This window comes from Shewanella sairae (genome assembly GCF_023283535.1).
GTDB classification, from domain to species: domain Bacteria; phylum Pseudomonadota; class Gammaproteobacteria; order Enterobacterales; family Shewanellaceae; genus Shewanella; species Shewanella sairae.
In genome coordinates, this window is sequence record NZ_JAKILT010000016.1 from 43,257 (window position 1) to 65,912 (window position 22,656).

20 protein-coding genes are annotated in these 22,656 nt (G+C 42.5%); 9 read left to right on the forward strand and 11 right to left on the reverse strand.

The window, feature by feature from the left end:
• Positions 1 to 77: 77 nt before the first annotated feature.
• The 5 genes from L2748_RS09005 to L2748_RS09025 all read left to right on the forward strand — a co-directional run bounded on the left by L2748_RS09005 (position 78) and on the right by L2748_RS09025 (position 6,674).
• Positions 78 to 2,261: a malate synthase G gene (locus L2748_RS09005; protein WP_220781639.1), complete on the forward strand. Its 2,184-nt coding sequence runs from the start codon at positions 78 to 80 to the stop codon at positions 2,259 to 2,261.
• Between the two features lie 326 nt (positions 2,262 to 2,587).
• Positions 2,588 to 3,289 carry a response regulator gene (locus L2748_RS09010; protein ID WP_246616178.1) on the forward strand — a complete coding sequence of 234 codons (702 nt, stop codon included), beginning with the start codon at positions 2,588 to 2,590 and terminating at the stop codon, positions 3,287 to 3,289.
• Positions 3,289 to 4,761 (forward strand): two-component system sensor histidine kinase CreC, encoded by a 1,473-nt coding sequence (creC, locus tag L2748_RS09015; protein WP_220781640.1) that lies wholly within the window; start codon positions 3,289 to 3,291, stop codon positions 4,759 to 4,761. The genes L2748_RS09010 and creC overlap by 1 nt, the downstream gene beginning before the upstream one ends.
• Before the next feature lie 73 nt (positions 4,762 to 4,834).
• A complete protein-coding gene (gene creD, locus L2748_RS09020) occupies positions 4,835 to 6,232 on the forward strand; it encodes a cell envelope integrity protein CreD (protein ID WP_220781641.1) in 1,398 nt (465 codons plus the stop codon).
• A complete protein-coding gene (locus L2748_RS09025) occupies positions 6,219 to 6,674 on the forward strand; it encodes a ribosomal maturation YjgA family protein (protein WP_220781642.1) in 456 nt (151 codons plus the stop codon). Before creD ends, L2748_RS09025 begins: the two co-directional genes overlap by 14 nt.
• A gap of 124 nt (positions 6,675 to 6,798) precedes the next feature.
• Here L2748_RS09025 and adhE read toward each other — a convergent pair whose 3' ends face one another.
• Positions 6,799 to 9,414, reverse strand: a complete 2,616-nt coding sequence (adhE, locus tag L2748_RS09030; protein ID WP_220781643.1) for a bifunctional acetaldehyde-CoA/alcohol dehydrogenase — start codon at positions 9,412 to 9,414, stop codon at positions 6,799 to 6,801.
• Positions 9,415 to 9,743: 329 nt separating this feature from the next.
• On the opposite strand from adhE, the gene L2748_RS09035 reads away from it, so the two are divergent.
• Positions 9,744 to 10,367 carry a YchE family NAAT transporter gene (locus L2748_RS09035; protein ID WP_220781644.1) on the forward strand — a complete coding sequence of 208 codons (624 nt, stop codon included), beginning with the start codon at positions 9,744 to 9,746 and terminating at the stop codon, positions 10,365 to 10,367.
• 89 nt (positions 10,368 to 10,456) lie between these two features.
• Here L2748_RS09035 and L2748_RS09040 read toward each other — a convergent pair whose 3' ends face one another.
• The 9 genes from L2748_RS09040 to L2748_RS09080 form a co-directional block, all read right to left on the reverse strand.
• Positions 10,457 to 11,791, reverse strand: a complete 1,335-nt coding sequence (locus L2748_RS09040) for an anti-phage deoxyguanosine triphosphatase (RefSeq protein WP_220781645.1) — start codon at positions 11,789 to 11,791, stop codon at positions 10,457 to 10,459.
• An 18-nt stretch (positions 11,792 to 11,809) separates the two neighbouring features.
• Positions 11,810 to 12,397, reverse strand: coding sequence for a 5'-deoxynucleotidase (yfbR, locus tag L2748_RS09045; RefSeq protein WP_220781646.1), 588 nt, complete (start codon positions 12,395 to 12,397; stop codon positions 11,810 to 11,812).
• A 137-nt stretch (positions 12,398 to 12,534) separates the two neighbouring features.
• Positions 12,535 to 13,749, reverse strand: a complete 1,215-nt coding sequence (locus L2748_RS09050) for a pyridoxal phosphate-dependent aminotransferase (protein WP_220781647.1) — start codon at positions 13,747 to 13,749, stop codon at positions 12,535 to 12,537.
• A 414-nt stretch (positions 13,750 to 14,163) separates the two neighbouring features.
• On the reverse strand, positions 14,164 to 14,724 hold the full coding sequence (efp, locus tag L2748_RS09055; protein WP_220781648.1) for an elongation factor P: 561 nt from the start codon (positions 14,722 to 14,724) through the stop codon (positions 14,164 to 14,166).
• A 45-nt stretch (positions 14,725 to 14,769) separates the two neighbouring features.
• Entirely contained in the window at positions 14,770 to 15,963 is a 1,194-nt protein-coding gene (gene earP, locus L2748_RS09060; protein ID WP_220781649.1) for an elongation factor P maturation arginine rhamnosyltransferase EarP, read from the reverse strand.
• A 143-nt stretch (positions 15,964 to 16,106) separates the two neighbouring features.
• Positions 16,107 to 16,634 (reverse strand): flavodoxin FldA, encoded by a 528-nt coding sequence (fldA, locus tag L2748_RS09065; RefSeq protein ID WP_220781650.1) that lies wholly within the window; start codon positions 16,632 to 16,634, stop codon positions 16,107 to 16,109.
• Between the two features lie 56 nt (positions 16,635 to 16,690).
• Entirely contained in the window at positions 16,691 to 16,963 is a 273-nt protein-coding gene (gene ybfE, locus L2748_RS09070; RefSeq protein WP_220781651.1) for a LexA regulated protein, read from the reverse strand.
• Between the two features lie 11 nt (positions 16,964 to 16,974).
• A complete protein-coding gene (locus L2748_RS09075; RefSeq protein ID WP_220781652.1) occupies positions 16,975 to 17,196 on the reverse strand; it encodes a DUF2788 domain-containing protein in 222 nt (73 codons plus the stop codon).
• Positions 17,197 to 17,292: 96 nt separating this feature from the next.
• Positions 17,293 to 18,051: an alpha/beta fold hydrolase gene (locus L2748_RS09080; protein WP_220781653.1), complete on the reverse strand. Its 759-nt coding sequence runs from the start codon at positions 18,049 to 18,051 to the stop codon at positions 17,293 to 17,295.
• Between the two features lie 275 nt (positions 18,052 to 18,326).
• Here L2748_RS09080 and seqA point away from each other — a divergent pair, with 275 nt between their 5' ends.
• Complete coding sequence (gene seqA, locus L2748_RS09085) at positions 18,327 to 18,884, forward strand: replication initiation negative regulator SeqA (protein ID WP_220781654.1); 558 nt, start codon at positions 18,327 to 18,329, stop codon at positions 18,882 to 18,884.
• A 76-nt stretch (positions 18,885 to 18,960) separates the two neighbouring features.
• A complete protein-coding gene (pgm, locus tag L2748_RS09090; protein WP_220781655.1) occupies positions 18,961 to 20,601 on the forward strand; it encodes a phosphoglucomutase (alpha-D-glucose-1,6-bisphosphate-dependent) in 1,641 nt (546 codons plus the stop codon).
• A 129-nt stretch (positions 20,602 to 20,730) separates the two neighbouring features.
• On the opposite strand, the gene msrA is transcribed toward pgm, so the two are convergent.
• Positions 20,731 to 21,210: a peptide-methionine (S)-S-oxide reductase MsrA gene (msrA, locus tag L2748_RS09095; RefSeq protein ID WP_220783320.1), complete on the reverse strand. Its 480-nt coding sequence runs from the start codon at positions 21,208 to 21,210 to the stop codon at positions 20,731 to 20,733.
• A 263-nt stretch (positions 21,211 to 21,473) separates the two neighbouring features.
• On the opposite strand from msrA, the gene astE reads away from it, so the two are divergent.
• Entirely contained in the window at positions 21,474 to 22,511 is a 1,038-nt protein-coding gene (astE, locus tag L2748_RS09100; protein ID WP_220783321.1) for a succinylglutamate desuccinylase, read from the forward strand.
• The last annotated feature ends 145 nt before the right edge of the window (positions 22,512 to 22,656 follow it).

Genomic DNA, 22,656 nt, shown 5'->3' on the forward strand with positions numbered 1-22,656 from the left:
GTTAACGATAACGTAGTTGGATTAAGGCAATGGTTCGCCATTACTTACGTCTCTAATTAGATAAACAAGGGCATATTATGACTGCAAGGATCCGAGTCGGTGGATTACAAATTGCTAAATCACTTTGGGAATTAGTGGATAGTGAAATTTGCCCTGGTACAGGGATTAGTTCACAAATCTTTTGGCGCAAGTTTGAAGAGATCGTTAATCAATTAGGTCCCGTCAATAGGGCCTTACTGCAAAAGCGTGAACAGATCCAACAGCAAATAGATGAATGGCATCAAGGTAACGCAGGCAAACCATTTGTATTGGCAGACTATAAAGCCTTTTTAAGCGACATTGGTTACTTGGTTAAAGAGGGCGAGCCCTTTGCCATTACGACTGAAAATATTGAACTGGAAATTACCTCTCAAGCGGGCCCTCAGTTAGTGGTACCGGTTAAAAATGCCCGTTTTGCACTTAATGCTGCCAATGCGCGTTGGGGAAGTTTATATGACGCGCTTTATGGCACAGATGCTATTTCTGTTGCTGACGGCGCAGAGATCAGCAAAGCTTACAATCCAATCCGTGGCGCCAAAGTGATTACTTTCGCTAAAAAGCACTTAGATACCGCAGCGCCTTTAGCTGTCGGTTCTCATGCAGACGTTGGCCAATACTTTATTGAAGATCAAAAGCTACAAGCTAAATTTACCGATGGTACTCAAACAGGATTACTGCATCCACAGCGATTTATCGGCTTTAATGGTGCACCAGCAAGCCCAAGTGCAGTACTTCTAGTCAATAATGGATTGCATATAGAAATACAAATTGATCGCTCAAGTGTCATTGGACAAACTGACTCTGCTGGCGTTAAAGACTTATTAGTAGAAGCTGCTGTCACCACCATTATGGATTGTGAGGATTCAGTCGCAGCGGTTGATGCTGAAGATAAAGTTGAGATCTATCGTAATTGGTTAGGTTTGATGCAGGGTAACCTCAGCGCAAGCCTAAATAAGAACGGCAAAAAGATAACGCGTGAGCTTAACGACGACAGAGTGTATTGCGGCGCAGACGGTAACAGTATTGTTTTGCCCGGACGTAGTCTACTGTTTGTGCGTAACGTAGGTCACTTGATGACTAACGATGCTGTACTGGATAAAAATGGCGATGAAGTGCCTGAGGGATTTTTGGATGGCATGGTGACGGTATTTGCGGCTATCCATGATCTAAAGGGCAATAATAACCAGCGCAGTAATAGCCGCAAAGGGTCGATAAATATTGTTAAGCCGAAAATGCACGGTCCTGAAGAAGTGGCATTTACCTGTGAGCTGTTTACCCGAATAGAAGACGCGCTCAAACTGGCACGCAATACCATCAAAGTCGGTATTATGGATGAAGAGCGCCGCACCACAGTGAACCTGAAAGAGTGTATTCGCGCCGCGCGTGAACGGGTGGTGTTTATTAATACCGGATTTTTAGATAGAACCGGTGATGAAATTCACACCTCGATGCTAGCGGGTCCTTTCGTTGCCAAGTCTGTGATGAAGCAACAAGCTTGGATTAAAGCTTATGAAGACTGGAATGTTGATATCGGACTTGAGTGTGGCTTACAAGGTCGTGCCCAAATAGGTAAGGGCATGTGGCCGATGCCAGATGAAATGGCGGCTATGCTAGAGCAAAAAATTGGTCACCCGAAAGCGGGCGCTAATACGGCTTGGGTGCCATCACCCAACGGCGCGGTTCTGCATTCAACCCACTATCATCAAGTGAATGTAGCTGAAGTTCAGGGGCAGTTAGCAAATAGACAACGTGCAAGTTTAGATGACTTATTAACCCTGCCTTTGATGCAAGACTCTAGCGAACTGACTCGCGAGCAAAAGCAATTTGAACTGGATAATAATGCCCAAGGTATTTTAGGTTACGTGGTGCGCTGGATTGACCAAGGCGTAGGTTGCTCAAAAGTACCGGATATTAATAACGTGGGTTTGATGGAAGATAGGGCTACTTTGCGTATTTCATCGCAATATCTTGCTAACTGGCTGCATCACGGTGTTTGTACTGAGGAAGAAGTGATGGCGTCGCTGAAAAAGATGGCATTGGTGGTTGATAAGCAAAATCAAGCTGATAGTGAATATATCAATATGGCACCGAGTTTTGAGGGTATCGCCTTTAAAGCGGCTTGCGATCTCATCTTTAAAGGTACCGCGCAGCCATCTGGTTATACCGAGCCTTTGCTGCATGCATATCGTAAGCAGGCTAAGGAAAATGCTCACGCTACATAAGTGACACTCGGCTTTTATTTTAGGCGTAGCTACCCTTGATTTAGTTAACAACAATAAACCGCTATGAATTCGTTTTCATAGCGGTTTTTTATGACTATATTAATGAATTCGTTGTTTGGTTTCGCCTCTTGCAGCTGCAAATATACCTTTAACGATTGAGCACTGCCTAGCTTTGTTTATGCCATGTGCATTAAGATTTATAGTGGCAAGTTAATATAAGCTTTGATTTTGACCTAATTAGCACCAAGAATATGATTATTATGTCGATTTTTACGCTCGCTCTACGTTAAGCTTATTGTCCATCATAACGATAAAAGGTTAATCAGTTGAGCGCTAAAGCGACGGTAGTCATTATTGAAGACGAGCCAGCCATTGCAGACAATCTCATTCATGTACTGGAAATGGATGGTTTTAATGTTCGTTGGTTTGCAACAGGTGAACAAGGTTTAGCCTATGTTGCTGGCAACAATGTTGAACTGGTCGTGCTTGATGTTGGCCTGCCTGATGTGAACGGTTTTGAGCTTTGTAAAACCATACGAGAATTTTCTGACGTAGCGATTATCTTTTTAACCGCAAGAAATGATGAAATAGACCGGGTAGTTGGATTAGAGATTGGCGCTGATGACTATGTGACTAAGCCATTTAGCCCACGTGAAATGCTTGCCCGCATTAAATTACGCATTAAAAAGACCGTTTCTACCCCGATTGAAGTTGAAAACTGTAGCAGCATAGATATCACCGCCAGTCTTTTGCAATCAGCCAATTACGACTACTGCGTTAATGGTCAGATGATCGGTTTAACTGCAGTTGAATTCAAAATCCTTGATAAGCTTATTAACAGCAATGCAAATGTATTAAGCCGCGAGCAGTTGCTGCTTGCTGCAGATATCGCACCTTCTGCTTCCTATGAACGTAACGTCGATTCCCATATCAAAGCCATTCGCAATAAACTGAGATCTTATGGTTTGGACGATTTGATCAAGACTAAACGCGGATTTGGCTACTTTTATTCTGAGAGTTCACTTTAATGACTCGTTGGCCAAAAATCCCATTAGGGCTAAGACTCTTCTCTTTGTACTTTATCTTGGTCGGGATCACTGCTTACATGGTGAGCACCACTGTTATACAAGAGCTTAAGCCTACGGTTCGGCAAACGACGGAAGAGACGCTTATCGATATGGCTAACCTGTTAGCCGTTCTGGCAGAAGAAGAGGTTGCCAATGACCGAATTTCTGAAAGCCGGTTCTCTAAGTTACTTGCGGCTTACGGGCAGCGAGAGCCACAAGCGCGTAGATGGGAGCTGGGTAAAAAAGCGCTCAACCACCGGATTTATATTACCGATAAAAACGGCATAGTGATTGCCGACTCTTGGCAACAAGATGTGGGCGAAGACTATTCACAATGGAATGATGTGTACCTTACCTTGCGAGGCCAATACGGTGCACGCAGTACCACCGAGGATCCAAACGATCCCTTATCCACTGTGATGCATGTAGCAGCACCCATCTACCATAACAATATGATTATCGGCAGCGTCACAGTGGCAAAAGCCAATCGCTCAGTTCAGCCCTATATTGATCTCTCAAAGCGCAATGTGTTGTATTGGATGGTATTGATGAGTGGCTTAGTACTGATTGCGGGTGCCTTGTTTTCATGGCGGATCCATTCAGCGCTGCATAAACTGGAAAACTACGCTGATAAAATGGGCCGCGGTCAAAAAGTGGTTAAACCGACATTCCGCGTTTTTTACGAATATGCCAATTTAAGTCATGCATTAGAAAAGATGCGCGAGCAAATAGATGGTAAAAAGTATGTGGAGCAATATGTCGAAACGCTCACCCATGAACTGAAAAGCCCACTATCCGCGATAAAAGGTGCTAGCGAAATTCTGCAAACACCATTATCAACCGATAAAGTGCACCGTTTCTCGGCTAATATTGAGCGAGAAGCTGACCGCATGCAGTCTTTAATCGATAAACTTTTAGAGTTAGCCCGCTTAGAGAAACGGCCACAATTAGATACTTTGGCGCCGATTAATCTTATCGATATGGTTAACCAGATTAACCTCGCTTCAGAAGTGCGTTTTGTCAATAAATCAGTGACATGCCTATTTGATTGCACCTTATCTCAGGAAAAAATCAGTGATTCCTCTGTACTTGGCGACAGCTTCCTATTTAAACAAGCACTGTTTAACTTGATGGATAACGCGATAGATTTTGTCGAACCAAACGGAACTATTGAGTGGTCACTATTACCTGTGAAAGATGGTTTTGAGCTGGCTATATATAATACCGGCCCGCATATTCCTGATTACGCTATGGCACGCATTATTGAACGTTTCTATTCATTGCCGCGTAAAAGTGGGGTTAAAAGTACCGGTTTAGGGCTTAATTTTGTCGAACAGGTGGTCAAACTGCATCATGGCACACTCAATATAGAAAATGTTCAGCAAGGCGTAAAAGTCACCGTTATATTGCCTTTAACTGCAAACTCCATCTAATCTCCACATTCACTCCATTTAATCTCCAATTGTTGATTTTAAAATACAGTCATCAACAGTTGGAGAATTACTTTTGAAAAATATACTTAATAATCAGACCGTAGCTAAATTTGGTTTTGTACTTTTGCTTTTTGTATTACTGCAGATCCCTTTATCTATGGTGAGTAACTTGATCTCAGAGCGCTCATATCGATTAGAAGAAGTACGAAACGAAATAGCCCGCAGTAGCACAGGTGAACAAAGGATTATTGGGCCTTTCATTAGCGTGAATTATACTGAAATGGTTAATCATGAAGGCAAACAGTATTTTACAGAGCACCATCAATACATTTTACCAGAAACCTTTGATTTCAATGCTGATCTGGAAAGCTATGCTAAATATCGGGGGATCTATCAAGCGCGGCTTTATAAAGCAGATAGTCGGCTATCGGGTACGTTTGACTTAAGCCCTTTAACACAGATTGCCGCAGATAAGATAAACAGTGTGTCGATGGTGGTGGGGGTTAGTGATAGTCGGGGCCTAATTAAGCTCAATAATATGACATTGGACGGCAAAAGTATTGAAATCCAGCCAGGCACCGGACTCAATCAATTTGCCCAAGGTTTTCACACTAAGCTTGATTTAAGCCAACTGTTAACCCTGAGTGACAGACCGTTTAACAGACGTTTAGCTGATACTAAGCTGCAGCCACTAACTTTTGATTTTAATTTTTTATTGCAAGGCATGGAGTCGATACAAGTTAGCCCAATCGGTAAAGTTTCTAATGTTGAAATGAGCTCTGTTTGGCCGCATCCGAGTTTTACAGGGGATTTTCTACCGATTTCATCTGATATTTCTGATAAAGGCTTTAACGCCCAATGGGCTAGTAACAACTTTTCTTCCAATATTAGCCAGCTGTTTGAGCAATGCATGACAAATTCTGGCGCTTGCGCCGATCTAGACCGTAGGCTGATGGGCGTTGATTTAATAGAGCCGGTTGATCATTACCTTAAATCCCATCGCGCTGTTAATTATTCACTATTGGTCATTACTTTAGTTTTTGCCAGCTTCTTTTTGCTTGAGTTGTTTCAAGCACGGCTAATGCACCCAGTACAGTACGGTTTTGTAGGTTTAGCGTTAGCCTTGTTTTATCTATTACTGATCTCTTTAAGTGAACACCTTGGCTTTAATTGGGCTTATATTTTGTCTGCCATTGCCTCAACGGTTTTGCTGAGTATTTATGTCGGTGGCATGTTAGCAAACACAAAACAGGGCAAGCTGTTTGGGCTCTGCTTAATCGGGCTTTATGGTTTGTTGTTTGGATTGCTACAAGCTGAAAGCTATGCCTTGTTGATGGGAAGTCTATTGTGCTTTGCGATTTTGAGTTTGTTGATGCTACTGACTCGACATGTTGATTGGTATGCAAAAAACGCAGAGCACTCAGTTATAAACAAAGACCTTCCGGCGAAGCTTGATAATGACAGTCAATAAGATGCTGGTTAGCAGCATAAATGATAAACCGCTCGCGGTAAGCGAGTGTTACTTTGGCTTCAACCCTGTAAAGGCATTAATAAGCTTAAGTCTGTTATTCGTGCTGGTGTTTATTGCAGTCTTTGTTCGAGATACGTTTATTAGACCGATACTCGGAGATGTGCTGGTCGTGGTGTGGTTATATTATTTACTGGCGAGCTTTTTAATCCTTAGACCTTGGACGATAATCTTGATGACGTTATCAATAGCTTTTAGTGTTGAGTTTGCCCAATACATTAAAGTACCTAAGTTACTTGGGATAGAACCTGGCTCTGTAATAGGTACCATTATGGGCGCGACCTTTGATTGGCTAGACTTAATCGCTTACATAACCGGGGCTGTTTTATGTATGGTGATTGAGCGAGTATTTAGCCGGAAAGTTACGTTCAAAACGTGTCGCTAAACACAACGCGCAAAAACTGAGCGGTAAAAAAACTGATAGTACTCATCAGTATAAAGATAAAACCTAGCCAATATTGGCTAGGTTTTATCCGTTTAAGAGGCAATTCAATTAGCAGTACTGAGTACTACTCATCGCGGTAATCATTGCCATAGTAGCTTGCTAACAAGACTTGCTTAAGCTCGGCAATGAGCGGGTATCTAGGGTTCGCCCCGGTGCATTGGTCATCGAAAGCATCTTCAGCTAACTCGTCGAGTTTGGCAATAAAATCGGCCTCGTTGACCCCCGCTGCTTGGATTGAGCATGGAATGCCAATCGTCTCCTTGAGCTCATCAATTTTTTTAATGAGCGCTTCGACTTTTTCTTCATCAGTAATGCCTTCGCCTATCGCGTCTTCCAGTTTTAAATATTCAGCAATCTTTGCGTAGCGGCAAAGTGCTTTCGGTCTATCATATTGACTAAATGCGGCCTGCTTGGTCGGCATGTCTGTCGCGTTAAAGCGGATCACATTGCTGATCAGTAGAGCATTCGCTAAACCATGAGCGAGGTGAAACTCAGCCCCTAGCTTGTGTGCCATTGAATGGCAAATACCTAAAAAGGCATTAGCAAATGCGATACCCGCAATGGTTGCGCCGTTATGAACCTTTTCTCTCGCGACTGGAGCATTGGCACCATGCTCATAGGCATCGGGCAAGTGGGTAAATAACAAGTCTAGCGCTTGCAGCGCCTGTCCATCACTATATTCGTTAGCCATTACGCTCACATAGGCTTCTAATGCATGAGTGACTGCATCAATGCCGCCAAAAGCGGTCAGTGACTTTGGCATGTCCATCACCAGATTTGGGTCGACAATGGCCATGTTTGGCGTTAGCTCATAATCGGCGATAGGGTACTTCATACCCGTTTGTTCATCTGTGACTACGGCAAATGGCGTCACTTCCGAGCCTGTACCAGAGGTCGTTGGGATAGCCACCATTTTGGCTTTTTTACCGAGTTTAGGAAATTTGTAAATCCGCTTAGTGATATCCATAAAGCGCAGGGCTAAATCGGCAAAATCAACATCGGGATGTTCATACATGACCCAGATGATTTTTGCCGCATCCATAGGTGAGCCACCCCCGAGCGCTATAATCACATCCGGTTGAAAGCTGTGTGCTACTTTAGCGCCTTGCTTAACAATATGCATGGTTGGGTCAGCTTCGACTTCATAAAAGACTTCAGTCTCTAACCCTTGGGACTTGAGGATTTTAATGGTTTCATCGCAGTAACCATTATTGAACAAGTACTTGTCGGTAACGATGAGCGCCCGTTTTTTATCGCTTAACTCCTCTAGTGCGATAGGTAAGCTGCCACGGCGGAAATAAATAGAAGAGGGAAGTTTATGCCACAACATATTTTCAGCTCGCTTAGCGACGGTCTTCTTGTTGATAAGATGACTTGGGCCGACATTTTCAGAAATTGAGTTACCGCCCCATGAACCACAGCCTAAAGTGAGCGACGGCGCTAACTTAAAGTTATACAAATCGCCAATACCGCCCTGAGATGCAGGCGTATTAATTAAGATCCTGGCGGTTTTCATTCTAAAGCCAAATGCTTTAACTCTGTATGTTTGGGTATCTTGGTCGGTGTACAAACCTGAGGTATGGCCAATGCCGCCTAAGGTCACCAGTGCTTCAGCTTTATCGACCGCATCTTCAAAATCACTGGCGCGATACATTGCAAGTAGTGGGGACAGTTTTTCATGGGCAAACGCTTCTGCGTTATCGATATCAGTCACTTCGCCTATCAAAACTTTGGTCGAGCGATGGACGGTTATTCCTGCCATTTCAGCTATTTTAGCTGCACTTTGTCCGACGATGTCTGCATTTAGTCCGCCATCTTTTATAATCACAGACTGCATCGCTTTGGTTTCAGTTGGATTTAAAACGTAACCGCCATGGCTGGCGAAGCGCTGTTTTACAATATCGTAGATCTCATCAACCACGACAACGGCTTGTTCAGAGGCACAAACCACTCCGTTATCGAAGGTTTTTGACATCAATATTGAGCTTACTGCGCGTTTAATATCGGCGGTTTCATCTATGACAATCGGTGTATTACCGGCGCCAACACCAATGGCAGGTTTACCTGAAGAGTAGGCGGCTTTAACCATACCTGGGCCACCCGTTGCCAAGATCAGGTTAATGTCCTTGTGGGTCATTAACTGATTTGAAAGCGCGACTGAAGGTTCATCAATCCAACCAATAATATCTTTGGGCGCGCCAGCAGCAACTGCAGCTTCAAGCACAATACGTGCAGCCATAGTGGTTGACTCTTTTGCCCTTGGGTGGGGCGAGAATATAATGCCGTTACGGGTTTTAAGGCTAATCAGAGCTTTAAATATTGCTGTTGATGTTGGATTGGTCGTCGGAACAATACCGCAGATGATGCCAACGGGTTCGGCGATGGTAATCGTACCAAAAGTAGGGTCTTCAGCAAGAATACCGCAGGTCTTTTCATCTTTATATTTATTGTAAATATACTCAGAGGCAAAGTGATTCTTAATCACTTTATCTTCTATGACGCCCATGCGGGTTTCATTGGCAGCGACTTTTGCTAATGCTATGCGTGCGTCCGCAGCGGCGAGTGCTGCAGCGCGAAAAATGGTGTCGACTTGTTGTTGAGAGTAATTGGCAAATATTTGCTGGGCAGCCTTTACTCTCTCTATCAGCAGGTTGAGTTCTTGCTCATTTGATATTGTCATAATCGCAATCCTGAAAAAATTTAGCCAAACCGCGCTTGGCTAAATATTCTCCGGTGCTCTAGACTTCACTTTATGAATAAAAATTACACTTATCAAGGTCATTCTGCAGTGACTAAGACCACATTTTCAACGAGAACTGTAATTTTATAACGATTATAACTTAAGGATGTTGCGGTTTAACGTCAATGTAAAGCGAGTGCAGCAAAACTATTATTCAAAGTTGTGATTTAGGATAGAAAATCTCATTTTTTGTTTTAAGGGTCATGAGTTAGAGTAGCGCCACATTTTTAATGAACAAATAACGCCTTGGGCGCGTTGAGGGTAAGACGTTGGATTTAACACTCTACGTTAAATTTTTTCTCGGCTTAGTTGCGATAATTAATCCATTTGGATTGTTACCAGTTTTTGTGAGCTTAACCAGTCACCAAACCGAAGTTGAGCGTAACCATACGGGTAAAGTTGCAAACTTTGCTGTGGTAGTGATTTTGTTGGTAACGATCTTTGCTGGCCAACATATCTTGAACATGTTTAGTATCTCGCTGTCGGCTTTTAGAATTGCAGGCGGTACACTTATCGCGATTATTGCGATGTCGATGTTGCAAGGTAAGTTAGGTGAAGTAAAACGCAACAAAGAAGAATACCGAGAAGCCTCGGGTATGGAATCTGTCGCGGTTGTGCCATTAGCCTTGCCGTTAATGGCAGGTCCCGGTGCAATTAGTTCGGTTATCGTTTCAGCTGCTGAGCATAATAGCTTTGAAAACTTAATCGGCATGTCGATTACAGTGATCTTGTTTGGACTGCTTAGCTTTACTTTATTTAGAATGGCGCCAATTATCTTTAAGATCTTAGGTAACACAGGCATTAACGTGATCACCCGTTTAATGGGTCTATTGATGCTGTCTATCGGTATCGAAGTGATTGCAGCCGGTGTAAAAGGCTTCTTCCCAGGATAACTAACTTGTACTGATTGGATTGCTGCTTTAAAGCACAGTAAAAAGGCACTCAAACGAGTGCCTTTTTTAGTTGTATTAAAATGAGCCCATTAGAACTCGCAATTAAGCTCCATCATAGAGGCTGATTTGGCACTAAAAAGGTGTTGATGCAATCTAGCGGCAAATTCATCAGTCATACCGGATATATAGTCGGCAATAACGCGATAGCTGTTTTCGCCTCCTTGCTCACTGGCGAGCCAACGTTCCCGAGTATTGAGTGGTAATAAGCGCTCAGGATCTGAGATAAAAGCTTCAAACAGCTCCATTACTATTTGTTGGCCTTTATACTCGACCATTTGTATTTCAGGTTTGCGGATCACATACTTATAGACGAATTGCTTGAGCACATTGAGCGCTTCAGCAAAAGCGGGTTCTAGGGCCGCGTTATATCTTAATAGTGGCTCTTCAAACAAAGGGTTTTCTTGAATCGATATCGCCGTAACAAAACCATTTACTAGTGTGCCTATTGCATCTTTGCGCAGATGATGTTTGCTGGAAAACAATCTTTCGCTGATGGTGGTGAACTCGTTCTTTAACCAGTCGTCTTGGGTTTCTAGTAAAATTTGGGTGACATCAGTACGCCACTGCCCCTCATTAACAATGCCCATTACTATGGCATCTTCAAGATCGTGTACCGCGTAGGCAATGTCATCTGCCAATTCCATGATTGAACAATCTAATGACTTATAACGGGTGCGTTTGTGTTTAACACCTTCTACGTCATGGCTGGATAAAAACAGTGCTCGATCATTTTCAGATAAAGGCGCAAGCACCCAATCTAAAATTTCAATGTCATCATCAAAAAGGCCTTTTACAGGAAGCCAATCACCTGGCTTTAATTGCCTAAAATTGGCTACTGTCGGCTGTTCTTGGCGGCTGCAAAGTGCACTGAAGGACGCGGGATACTTTAGGATCCCAAGCAATGTTCTACGGCATAAGTTCATACCATAAAACTCAGTGTAGGGTTCTAACCGAGTTAATATACGAAATGTTTGGCCATTACCTTCAAAACCGCCTTTATCGCGCATCATATAGTTAAGCGCTATTTCGCCACCGTGACCAAAAGGTGGATGACCGATATCGTGGGCAAGACACAGAGATTCGATAAGGCTCATTGAATCAAGAAGCGGATTGTACTCAGGCTGTTTTTGTTTAATTTGAGCGCATATACCAGTACCGATTTGTGACACTTCTAGTGAATGAGTGAGGCGGGTTCGATAAAAGTCATTCATGCCGACACCGAGCACTTGGGTTTTAGCCTGCAGTCGTCTAAAAGCAGCCGAATGCAATATTCGGGCTCTATCACGTTGGTAGGGGCTACGATGATCGTTACGCCTTTGTTTGTCCTCGCCTAAGCGTCTTTCATTCCAAACTGCGTCTGTCATATACATTCCTTTAATGGCTTAAAGCAGCTTATTAATATCGTCTAAATCAAGGGTAAAGCTGGGAATAAAGCATTCGATAAAATAGTTTACCGCAGGGTTTGGATCGTCCTTTAGTCTCTGTTCCAAGCGTTTCTGTGCAGTGTTAAATTCAGTATTACCAGCACGCTTCTCTTCTAAACATTTAAGGTAGGCGCAAAGGGTGTCTGCTGATTTTACCAAAGCCTTGTACTCAACATCTGCGTACTCGCTGGTTAGCAGTGCCTGATAATCTTCTCTAAATTCTTCTGGCACCATCTCGAGGAGGCGTTGCTCGGCAATGGCTTCAATTTTTTTATATTCCGCCTCTATCTCTTTATTGAAGTATTTAACTGGGGTGGGTAGATCGCCGGTAATAATTTCGCTGGCATCATGATAGATAGCGATAGTAGCTGCTTGGTATGGGTCGTAGTTACCATCAAATTTTTTGTTGCTAATAATTGCTAGCGCATGGGCAACCATAGAGACTTGTAGCGAGTGTTCTTGTACATTCTCAGTCCTAACGTTGTACATTAACGGCCAGCGTTGAATTAATTTCATTCTAGCTAAATGGGCAAATAAGTGGCTCATTGCATGCCTCGTTGATAACAATTCTATTATTCGAGACTAGCATAATCGGCGTATAAAAAAACGACCCGAAGGTCGTTTTTTCTCGTTAAATTATTATAAAAAACAATTTAATGAATTACTTAACAAAAGCGATTTAGTTACTGCTTATAATTTCCGAGGAAATCACCAAATTCTGATAGTGCTTTGGTTAACTCTTCTTTGTACGGCAGGAACACCACGCGTACGTGATCAGGTTCTGGGTAGTTAAATGCAGAGCCCTGTACTAATAAGATCTTACGATCTTTTAGCAAGTCGAGCACTAAACGTTCATCATCGCGTAGGTTAAACTTCTTTTGATCAAGCTTAGCGAAGGCGTATAACGCACCCTTTGGTGTTTTAACGCTAACACCTGGAATCGAGTTAAGCATATCCACACAAGCATCACGTTGAACACGTAAACGTCCACCAGGTTGCACTAGCTCTTGAATGCTTTGATAACCACCTAAAGCTGTTTGAATAGCATGTTGGCTTGGTACGTTTGCACATAGACGCATAGAGGCCAGCATATCTAAGCCTTCAACATAACTCTTAGCCGCTTTCTTGTTACCTGTAAGCATCATCCAGCCTACACGGAAACCTGCCGCACGATATACTTTTGAAAGGCCGTTAAATGTGACGGTTAAAATATCGTCAGACAAGCTTGCTGCAGGAATATGTACAGCTTCATCGTATAAAATCTTGTCGTAGATCTCATCAGCAAACAAAATCATGTCGTTTTGGCGACATAGCTCAATTACTTCCAAGATCAGTACTTTTGAATACACTGCGCCAGTTGGGTTATTTGGGTTAATTAACACAATACCGCGGGTTCTTGGTGTGATCTTACTTTTGATATCTTCAAGATCTGGGAACCAGTCTGATTCTTCATCACAGCGGTAATGCTGTGCTTTACCGCCAGATAAATGAACTGAAGCCGTCCATAATGGATAATCAGGAGAGGGTACTAGTACTTCATCACCACTATTAAGCAAACCTTGCATCGCCATCACGATAAGCTCAGATACACCGTTACCAATGTAAATGTCTTCGATGTCTACACCAAAGATCCCTTGTGATTGGTAATGTTGCACAATCGCTTTACGGGCAGAAAATAGACCTTTCGATTCACAGTAACCTTGTGCGCTTGGCAGGTTTAAAATGACATCTCGAACGATCTCTTCAGGGGCCTCAAATCCAAATGGGGCAGGGTTACCAATATTCAGTTTAAGAATACGGTGACCTTCATCTTCTAGACGACGGGCTTCTTTATGTACTGGACCTCGAATGTCGTAACATACAGAATCTAATTTGTTGGATTTGATAATAGGGCGCATCTACACCTCGAAAATGCTGAAAATACGAGCCAAACACTTCTTTGACTTTGTTGCAGGCACAATAGCTAAAAACAAACCACAAATAAAGGATTAAATATCTAATTTAACGCAATAAAAAAGATAATGATCTTATTTTGATTGTTTTAAATACCTACATTTAGATGCTTATGCTTTTCAGGTTGCTTTTTTTAGTACTTACTATCGAAAGGTGGGAGTAAGGCGTCATATAAAGCCTAAATTAGGATTTTGATGCTTGCGGCAGTTTTTTGCGCTGGTTTTAGCATGTTAGTCGGTTAGTTTAGCTATTTTGGATCGGAAGCGGATGTCATGGAAGCAAAGATAGTTCTGTCAGCTTGGTTTGCTGCGAGCATAAAAAAGCCGGCAAGTAGCCGGCTTTTTAAAACGAATTTAAAATTAAACGCGCTTTTTGAACTCGTTAGTACGAGTATCAATTTCAATCATGTCGCCAGTCTTAACGAAGTCAGCAACACTTAGCGTACCGCCGCCAGTGATAGTAGCAGGCTTCATTACTTTACCTGAAGTATCACCACGAGCTGAAGGCTCAGTGTAAGTCACTTCACGTACTACTGAAGTTGGTAGTTCAACTGAAATTGCTTTGCCTTCGTAGAAAGTAACTTGACAGTTTTCTTCCATGCCATCAACGATGTATGCAGCAGCATCGCCTAGGTTTTCAGCTTCAACGTCGTACTGGTTGTATTCTGCGTCCATGAAAACATACATAGGATCAGCGAAGTAAGAGTAAGTACAGTCTAGACGCTCTAGAATGATGTCTTCCATCTTGTCTTCACCTTTGAAGGTGCTTTCAGTTGTAGAATCTTGTAGAACGTGCTTAAGCTTTAATTTAACGATAGCAGCGTTACGGCCAGAACGAGTTGTTTCAGTTTTTTGAACAACCCATGGGCTGCCATCTAACATGATCACGTTACCAGGACGGAGTTCATGAGCAGTTTTCATTACACTATTTCCTATTTTAGGTTTTTTCTATTTAAACGTAGTATCTTAGCTATTTTTGACGAATTGAACTAGTCGAGAAACAAGATCTACATCATTTATCGCATCGATTGGCCATTGCTTTGCGTGTTGCTGCAACGGCAAATCGGCTAAATTTAGTTGTTGCCAGTGCTCGCTGGTCTCAGCAGCTTGCTCTTGGTTAAAGGCAAGGTTGAGTGCTTTCCAGCTATTCGCTAATTCTGGCGGCAGATTATTACAGTAAAGCTGCATAAAGGCATCTAATTTTATTAGATGATAGTCATCTTCTTGCACATATATGTGCCAAATGAACGGTTTTGCAGCCCATTGAGCGCGTAAAAACGAATCTTCACCCCTAACGATATTAAAATCACAGCTCCAAAGTAGCTTATCGTAGCCTTCTTGATCTGTCATCGGCAAAATATGAATGACTAAATTATTGAGTTTAATTTGGCTGCCTGCAGATATTTCATCAACAGAGCAGGGCAGTAACTCAACTAAGCTATTAAGGCAACGTCCTTTTGGGATCAGCGCATGCACAGTTTGCTCGCTATGTTGCCACAGCTGACATAGTGCCAGTAAAGAAGCGGTTTCATAACTAAAGATACTCACGACGGTATCACTCGCTTTTATTCCTTGAAGGCCTAGGCTTTCAAACAAATTTAAACGATTGTTAATATCGGCCTGCCAAACATCACGCTGCCCAAATAACTGTTTTTCGCAAATTAAGCCGCCGGTTTTATCAGTAAAGCCCGGGAAGTAGAAATACTTCTTTAGGCCACTGGTTTGCATTGATGGTAGGCCGTGACAGCCTTCAACCCAGGATTCTGCGCTCAGGTATTCCAGATTTAGCCAAACGGGTGGCTTTGGCTGAGTAGCATCTTCAGCATAGTGTTGCTTGGCAGTTATTAGCTGTTGCTTTACCTGTGCAGGTAATTCACAAGCAAATGCCTCTATGAGTACATCTCCGGCATAATAACCAGCTTTAAGCGGCTCAGACCATTGATTAATTTTGATGCCAAAATGAGTTTGCGTCACTAGCTTAGGGTCAAGCTGCGGCAAAATGTGCTGAAAACTGTTTAAGTCATCGACCCAGAGAGTGACATTTATTTTATGTTCAACTGCCAACTGTTTCGCAAGTCGCCATGTCACGCCAATATCGCCATAATTGTCGACTACAGTACAAAATATATCCCAATTCTGTTCTGTGTTTTGACTTGCCATAGTTAAACGCTCACGGTAATCGCCTATTAAGGCTGTTAATTAGTCTTTTTTGTCTCAGATAAATGAGACAAAAAAGCGGCATTATCTGCCGCTTTTAATGAGAGTGTACATTAGCCAGAAAAGGCTAAGTGCATGACTCTTTTTTAGTCTTCAAGCTCTGCTAAACACATCTCTTCATAGATTTGTTTAACCCAAGCATCAACACGTTCTTCAGTTAGTTCTGGTTGACGGTCTTCGTCAATACCTAGACCAACGAAATGGTTTTCATCGGCTAAGCCTTTAGACTCTTCAAAGTCGTAACCCGCTGTTGGCCAGTGACCAATAACAACTGCGCCACGTGCTTCAACGATTTCGTTGACCATGCCCATAGCATCAAGGAAGTACTCAGCGTAATCTTCCTGATCGCCACAACCAAAGATTGCGACAAGTTTATCTTCGAAGTTGATTTGCTCAAGTTCAGGGAAGAAATCATCCCAGTCACATTGTGCTTCACCGTAATACCAAGTTGGAATGCCGAAAATCAACAGATCGTAATCTGCGATTTGTTCCTTGGTACTTTTGGCAATATCTTTCACCTCAACCATTTGCTTGCCCAGTTTCTTCTGGATCATTTTGGCGACGGCTTCGGTGTTGCCTGTATCAGACCCGAAAAAAAGACCTACAGTTGCCATTGTTGTTCCTTTAATATCTAGTTAACTATTAATGGTGTGCGTGTTTTTAAAAGTGGTTAATCTCTAACCTGCTTTTGAAGTATAGATTCGATTAGTTGACTGCGGCTGATATTACTGGCCATAGCCTGTTCATTCAAGGCGTCATACAAATCTTGTGACACCTTTAACTCTATTCGTTTTAATCCGTTTGCTCTGTCACGCTGAATTTGGTTTCGTTTATTAATTTTTAGCTGTTGGTCCCGCGGCAAAGGATTGCTGCGAGGCCGACCACGTCGCTTTTCTGTTGCAAACAGATCAATGGTGGTTCTATCTGATGTTTCTTTTGCCATTGAGTTCGTTTTTAACCGATACCTGAGCCTTCCCAGGTCATCTGTATAATCCCTTTTGCAATAAACCCGGCGCAGCCGAGAAATAACACTAACCAAACGATGTAACGCCCAAACTTAGGCACTTTGCCTTCTTTGAGCACATCTTGAATGGCCATACCGATAAAAAAGAAAATGGCAGCAAAAAACAGGTTTAAGCCTAACGCTTCAATCTGCTCCATATATTGCATTAACATTCGCCATTCCTTTCTAGGCCAAAAAATTTGCGCGAATATACCATATAAGTTTTCTAACGGCTATATGCTTTACACGTGTCTTAAGTTAAAAATGGCCTAATGAGTTGTGATGAAATCTTTAACTATACGATTAAAAATGCTGGCTTTTTGTGCATGTAGCCAATGTCCAGTACCTTCAATTGTTTTGGCTTTTACATTTGGAAACTGCTCAACAATACATTGCCGATAATCAGCGACAACATAGTCAGAATCACCGCCACGAACGAACAGGCAGGGACCTGTGTAAGTTTTATCGAATGTTGGCCAGGCGATGATATCGGGGTAACTTTGTTTTAATCCCGCAAGATTCATTTTCCAGCCAAAGCCATGTTCTGTGCGCGTAAGAGATTTTAATAAAAATTGTGCAGTGCCGTCATCGATATCATGTGCTTTCATATGTGTTAGCGCTTGACGGCGATCTTTTAGTTCCGTTAACGGCATAGACTCCAGTGCAGAGAAGACTTTGTCATGACGACTTGGATATGTGACAGGTGCGATATCTGCAACAACCAGTTTATTCACTTTGCTTGGGTAAAGTAATGCGGTTGCCATCGCTATTTTTCCGCCCATTGAATGTCCAATCAGGCTGGCATCAGGAAAGCCTAATTTGTCCATTAGCTGTACCACGCTCTGTGCGAGTGAAATGTAGTCCATGGTGGCAACTTTTGGGCTTAAGCCATGATTAAGTACATCAACGCGGACAACAGTAAAATTTTGCTCGAGTTCTTTACCTAAGGCTTTTAGATTGTCTAGGTCGCCAAAAAGGCCATGGATGAGAATCACGGCAGGACCTTGGCCGCTGATATTGTAATGCATTATCGTACACGCCTATAAAACTAACTTGGCGCAGATTGTGCCTTGGATGGCTGCAGAATCCAACAGATTGGTCCAAAAACATCATCAAAGCACAAAATGTAATCAAAGATCGCTTAGATAATATGAACTTTCACCGTTTGATCGCAGTTTTCATTTAATGGCGCTTTATCAAGGCACTAAACCTCGCTACACTGAGCAAATAATTCGGGATCGTTTTGCGATCGTTCGCAAGCTACAACACGATTCCGCTATTTTACTTAAGGAAGACTACCATTATGAAATATATCGAAGTTGATGAAGAGCTTTATCGACATATCGCCAGTAAGACTGAACAAATTGGCGAAAGCGCTTCGGATATTTTGCGCCGTATTTTGGGATTACAAGTTGAATCCGTGGTTGAAGCTGCCCCTGAAGAGATTAGTCATCCAAGCTTAGAGCAGGAACCGGTAAAAAAAGCAAAGGTCGCTACTGTTGCTCCTGTTACGGCAAAAGCCGTTTCTAAGTTCAGCCATCTTATTGATGCAGAGTTGCTGGCGAGTCAAAAAGGCGCGGTAGGGCGGTTCCTTTTTATTTTAGATACAGTGTATCAGGCCTCTCCAAAGCAATTTGAGCAGGTACTGCAGATCCAAGGACGTGATCGTTTGTATTTTGCTACGTCTAAAGACGCTTTATTAAAAGCCAGTAAATCAGCTAACCCGAAAGAGATTGGGCAAAGTGGTTTCTGGGTTACGACTAATAACAATACAGCGAAAAAGCGAACTATTTTATCTGAGGTATTATTACAGTTCAAAGCAGATGAAGAACAAGTAACGCAAATCGTTGAAAAGATTTAGTGACATAAAGTCATCATATATATTAGTTAAGTTAACCGTGATTAAAACCAATCACGGTTAAACAAGGAGAAAGTCTTTGGCTATACATAAGAGAGCTGGATTGATTGCTGAGCAAAAGGATTTGGTCAATATCCCGAAACTCGTTAGCCTATATTATCGCTTAACCCCAGATGTTAATAATGTCACTCAACAGGTGACATTTGGCACATCGGGCCATCGTGGTAGTGCATTAAACAAAAGTTTCAATGAAGCGCATATTATCGCGATTGCCCAAGCGGTAGTAGATTACCGTACACAAGCTGGCATTACAGGTCCGTTAATACTGGGTATTGATACCCACGCATTGTCTGAGCCAGCAGCATTATCAGTGATTGAAGTGTTGACCGCTAACGGTATCAGTGTTGTTACTCACCAAAATGACGGCTATACCCCGACACCTGTGGTATCACACGCAATTATCTGTGCTAATAAAGCGAGCAGCGGAGCGCAAGTCGATGGCTTGATTGTGACGCCATCACATAATCCTCCACAAGATGGTGGCATTAAATACAATCCTCCTCATGGCGGTCCTGCAGAAGGTGAGATCACTAACTGGATCCAAGATAAAGCTAATCAATACCTCGCTAATGGTATGAAGGGCGTCAAACGCAGCAGTTATAGTGATGCTCAAGCAAGTGGTTTGTTGATTGAGAAAGATCTGATTACACCTTATGTTGAAGATCTTGCTAATGTGATTGATATGCAGGCGATTGCTGATTCTAAAGTGACGTTAGGTATCGATCCTCTAGGTGGTTCAGGGATCCACTACTGGCAGCCGATCGCCGATCATTATGGCATTAACCTCACTTTGGTTAACGATAAAGTTGACCCAAGTTTCAGCTTTATGACCTTAGATAAAGACGGCAAAATTCGAATGGACTGTTCATCGCCTTTTGCGATGGCAAGCCTACTGCAACACAAAGATAGCTTTGATTTGTGCTTGGCGAATGACCCTGATTTTGATCGACATGGTATCGTTTGCCCAGGTAGCGGCTTAATGAACCCTAACCACTTTCTTGCGGTAGCAATTGATTACCTTGTTACCCATCGTCCAGAGTGGACGGCGGATATGGTGATTGGTAAGACATTAGTCTCCAGTGCGATGATAGATAAAGTGTGTGCGATGCACAACAAGCGGATGTCAGAAGTGCCGGTAGGCTTTAAATGGTTTGTTGAGGGCTTAGCAAATAGTGAGTTCGCCTTTGGCGGCGAAGAAAGTGCCGGTGCTGCATTTTTAAGAATCGATGGTACAGCTTGGTGTACTGATAAAGACGGCTTTATTCTTTGCTTACTTGCAGCAGAGATCCTTGCTGTTACCGGTAAAACACCACAGCAGCGCTATGATGAGCTAGAAGCGCAGTTTGGTCAGAGTTTTTACCAGCGTATCGACAGCCCGGTGAGCTTAGAAGATAAAGCTAAGTTTTCAAACATCAGCGCAGAATCGATTGTGAGTGACACGTTAGCAGGTGATAGCATCACCCAAAAACTCACCCATGCTCCGGGTAATGGTGCAGCAATTGGTGGCATTAAAGTGGTCACCGATAACGGTTGGTTTGCTGCGCGTCCTTCGGGTACCGAAGCGTTATTTAAACTGTATGGCGAAAGCTTTGTCAGCCAAGCGCACTTAACTCAGCTATTAGAAGAAGCCCAAGTTATTGTGGCTCAAGCACTGACGTGAGTTGTTATTGATAGCGTTGATGACATTAGGCTAAGCGTTATTTAGGTTGAGTCATCGTCATTAGAAAAGGCACCATCAGGGTGCCTTTTTCATTATGGGGTAATTAAAAAACTTATTTATAGTAAAAACTTAGTAGCTTATATGGCAACTTGGTAGGTCATTTTTGGCCAAATAATCTTGATGATACTCTTCTGCTCGATGAAACTGCTGGCAGGGCACAATTTCAGTCACGATAGGGCGAACTCCCCATTTTTGGCTTTTAATTAACGCCAGTTTTGACGATTCAGCGGTTAGTTTTTGCTGTTTATCGTGAAAGAAGATGGTGCTGCGGTATTGGCTACCTATGTCTCCACCTTGCTGGTTTAAGGTGGTTGGGTTGTGGTTTTGCCAAAAGATATTGAGCAGTTCCTCAAACGAGACAATATCGGCATTATATTCAACTAGCACCACTTCAGCGTGACCGCTAATCCCTTTTTTGACATCTTCATAGCGGGTAAATTGATCTTTACCGCCCATGTAGCCACAAGTGCAATCAATAACGCCGGTTACTTTTTTAAAAAAGTACTCTACACCCCAAAAACAGCCTGCGCCAAATGTTGCTAATGCCATGTCAAACTCCTTAAACCTTAAAAACTATTTAGCCATTTGGATGGCTAGATGGCTTTATCTTGTTTGATTTTGATAAAGGATGCAAGTGCTAATTCAACTGCCTGAGTATTTGTTGTGCAAATCGAGGTAAATCCTCAACCGAATTGGCGAGCAAATATGCTATTATGCGTCGCAGAATAAGTTAAGGTTGCTAAAGCGATATACTGATTTTTTGAGTATATCTAGTGACATAAAGCAAAAATAACAATAATAAGGAGTAGTTTATGTTTCACGAATTGAAACAGTCGAAGGACTTTTTAGCACTCACCCTTGCTCATCCACAGCACTTACCTGAAAGTTTTCAATTTACCCTCGACAATCAAGTTAATGTGCAGGTTTGGGATACAGGTGTCATCGTTTTTGAGCCGCTAGATCTGCAACACACTAAAGATATCGTGTTATCTTGCGCGGTTCACGGTAATGAGACCGCCCCAATTGAGTTATGCAATGACCTAATGCATAAACTGCTTAGCCAAGAGATCGCATTGACTGAACGGGTCATGTTTCTAATCGGAAACCCTGCCGCAATTCATAACGGCACTCGCTTTATCGATGAAAACCTAAACCGTTTATTTAATGGTGCTCACTCTAAAGGTGAGGGGGTATGCAACCCTGAAAGAGTTAGAGCGCAAAAACTTGAGCAATATGTAGATAAGTTTTTTATTTCGCAAGCAGGTGAACGTCAGCGTATTCATTACGATCTACATACCGCCATCCGTGGCTCAAAACATGAAAAATTTGCTATTTATCCTTATCGCGGCGAACGTAAATACAGTCGTGAGCAAATCATGTTTTTAGAGTCTTGTGGCATCAACACCATCTTGTTCCATCATGAGCCCACCACAACCTTTAGTTACTTCTCTTCTGAAAACTATCAAGCTGACGCCTTTACCATTGAACTGGGTAAAGTTTTTCCAATGGGTCAAAATGATATGACTCGCTTTATTGCAATGAAAGAGATGCTAACCTTGCTGCTCACAGGTCAAGATCTGCAACTACCAAAGTTTGATATGAAGCGAGTTAACCTTTATCAAGTTTGTCGTTCAGTGAATAAACATTTCGAAGACTTCGAATTTACCTTTGCTAATGATGTCGAAAATTTTACCGCATTTCCTAAAGGCTATACCTTAGCCAAAGAGGGCGGACAAGATGTAAAGATTGAGCATGAATTTGAATCAATTGTTTTTCCTAATGCCAAAGTGCCCGTGGGGCAGCGCACAGTTCTGATGTTAAAGGCGGCAGACGACAGCAATATCGATTAAGGTTGACTGAATAATCGTGCATGTAAACCAATATATACATGCAACAAGCTGCTAAGTTGTCGTTTCAATGAAGGGAAGTATTGAGAGTTAGTTTACGTTAACGTAATGTTCTTCCCGCGTATTAAAATAGCAAGGTGTTGCGATA

What these genes read in the sequence shown, in the direction of transcription:
- L2748_RS09005 (WP_220781639.1), top strand. Translation starts at nt 78, where the DNA reads ATGACTGCAAGGATCCGAGTCGGTGGATTACAAATTGCTAAATCACTT.
- yfbR (WP_220781646.1), bottom strand. Translation starts at nt 12,397, where the DNA reads ATGAGCCACTTATTTGCCCATTTAGCTAGAATGAAATTAATTCAACGC.
- L2748_RS09040 (WP_220781645.1), bottom strand. Translation starts at nt 11,791, where the DNA reads ATGACAGACGCAGTTTGGAATGAAAGACGCTTAGGCGAGGACAAACAA.
- msrA (WP_220783320.1), bottom strand. Translation starts at nt 21,210, where the DNA reads ATGGCATTAGCAACATTTGGCGCAGGCTGTTTTTGGGGTGTAGAGTAC.
- ybfE (WP_220781651.1), bottom strand. Translation starts at nt 16,963, where the DNA reads ATGGCAAAAGAAACATCAGATAGAACCACCATTGATCTGTTTGCAACA.
- seqA (WP_220781654.1), top strand. Translation starts at nt 18,327, where the DNA reads ATGAAATATATCGAAGTTGATGAAGAGCTTTATCGACATATCGCCAGT.
- efp (WP_220781648.1), bottom strand. Translation starts at nt 14,724, where the DNA reads ATGAAAACTGCTCATGAACTCCGTCCTGGTAACGTGATCATGTTAGAT.
- astE (WP_220783321.1), top strand. Translation starts at nt 21,474, where the DNA reads ATGTTTCACGAATTGAAACAGTCGAAGGACTTTTTAGCACTCACCCTT.
- adhE (WP_220781643.1), bottom strand. Translation starts at nt 9,414, where the DNA reads ATGACAATATCAAATGAGCAAGAACTCAACCTGCTGATAGAGAGAGTA.
- L2748_RS09080 (WP_220781653.1), bottom strand. Translation starts at nt 18,051, where the DNA reads ATGCATTACAATATCAGCGGCCAAGGTCCTGCCGTGATTCTCATCCAT.
- L2748_RS09075 (WP_220781652.1), bottom strand. Translation starts at nt 17,196, where the DNA reads ATGTTAATGCAATATATGGAGCAGATTGAAGCGTTAGGCTTAAACCTG.
- creC (WP_220781640.1), top strand. Translation starts at nt 3,289, where the DNA reads ATGACTCGTTGGCCAAAAATCCCATTAGGGCTAAGACTCTTCTCTTTG.
- fldA (WP_220781650.1), bottom strand. Translation starts at nt 16,634, where the DNA reads ATGGCAACTGTAGGTCTTTTTTTCGGGTCTGATACAGGCAACACCGAA.
- earP (WP_220781649.1), bottom strand. Translation starts at nt 15,963, where the DNA reads ATGGCAAGTCAAAACACAGAACAGAATTGGGATATATTTTGTACTGTA.
- L2748_RS09025 (WP_220781642.1), top strand. Translation starts at nt 6,219, where the DNA reads ATGACAGTCAATAAGATGCTGGTTAGCAGCATAAATGATAAACCGCTC.
- L2748_RS09050 (WP_220781647.1), bottom strand. Translation starts at nt 13,749, where the DNA reads ATGCGCCCTATTATCAAATCCAACAAATTAGATTCTGTATGTTACGAC.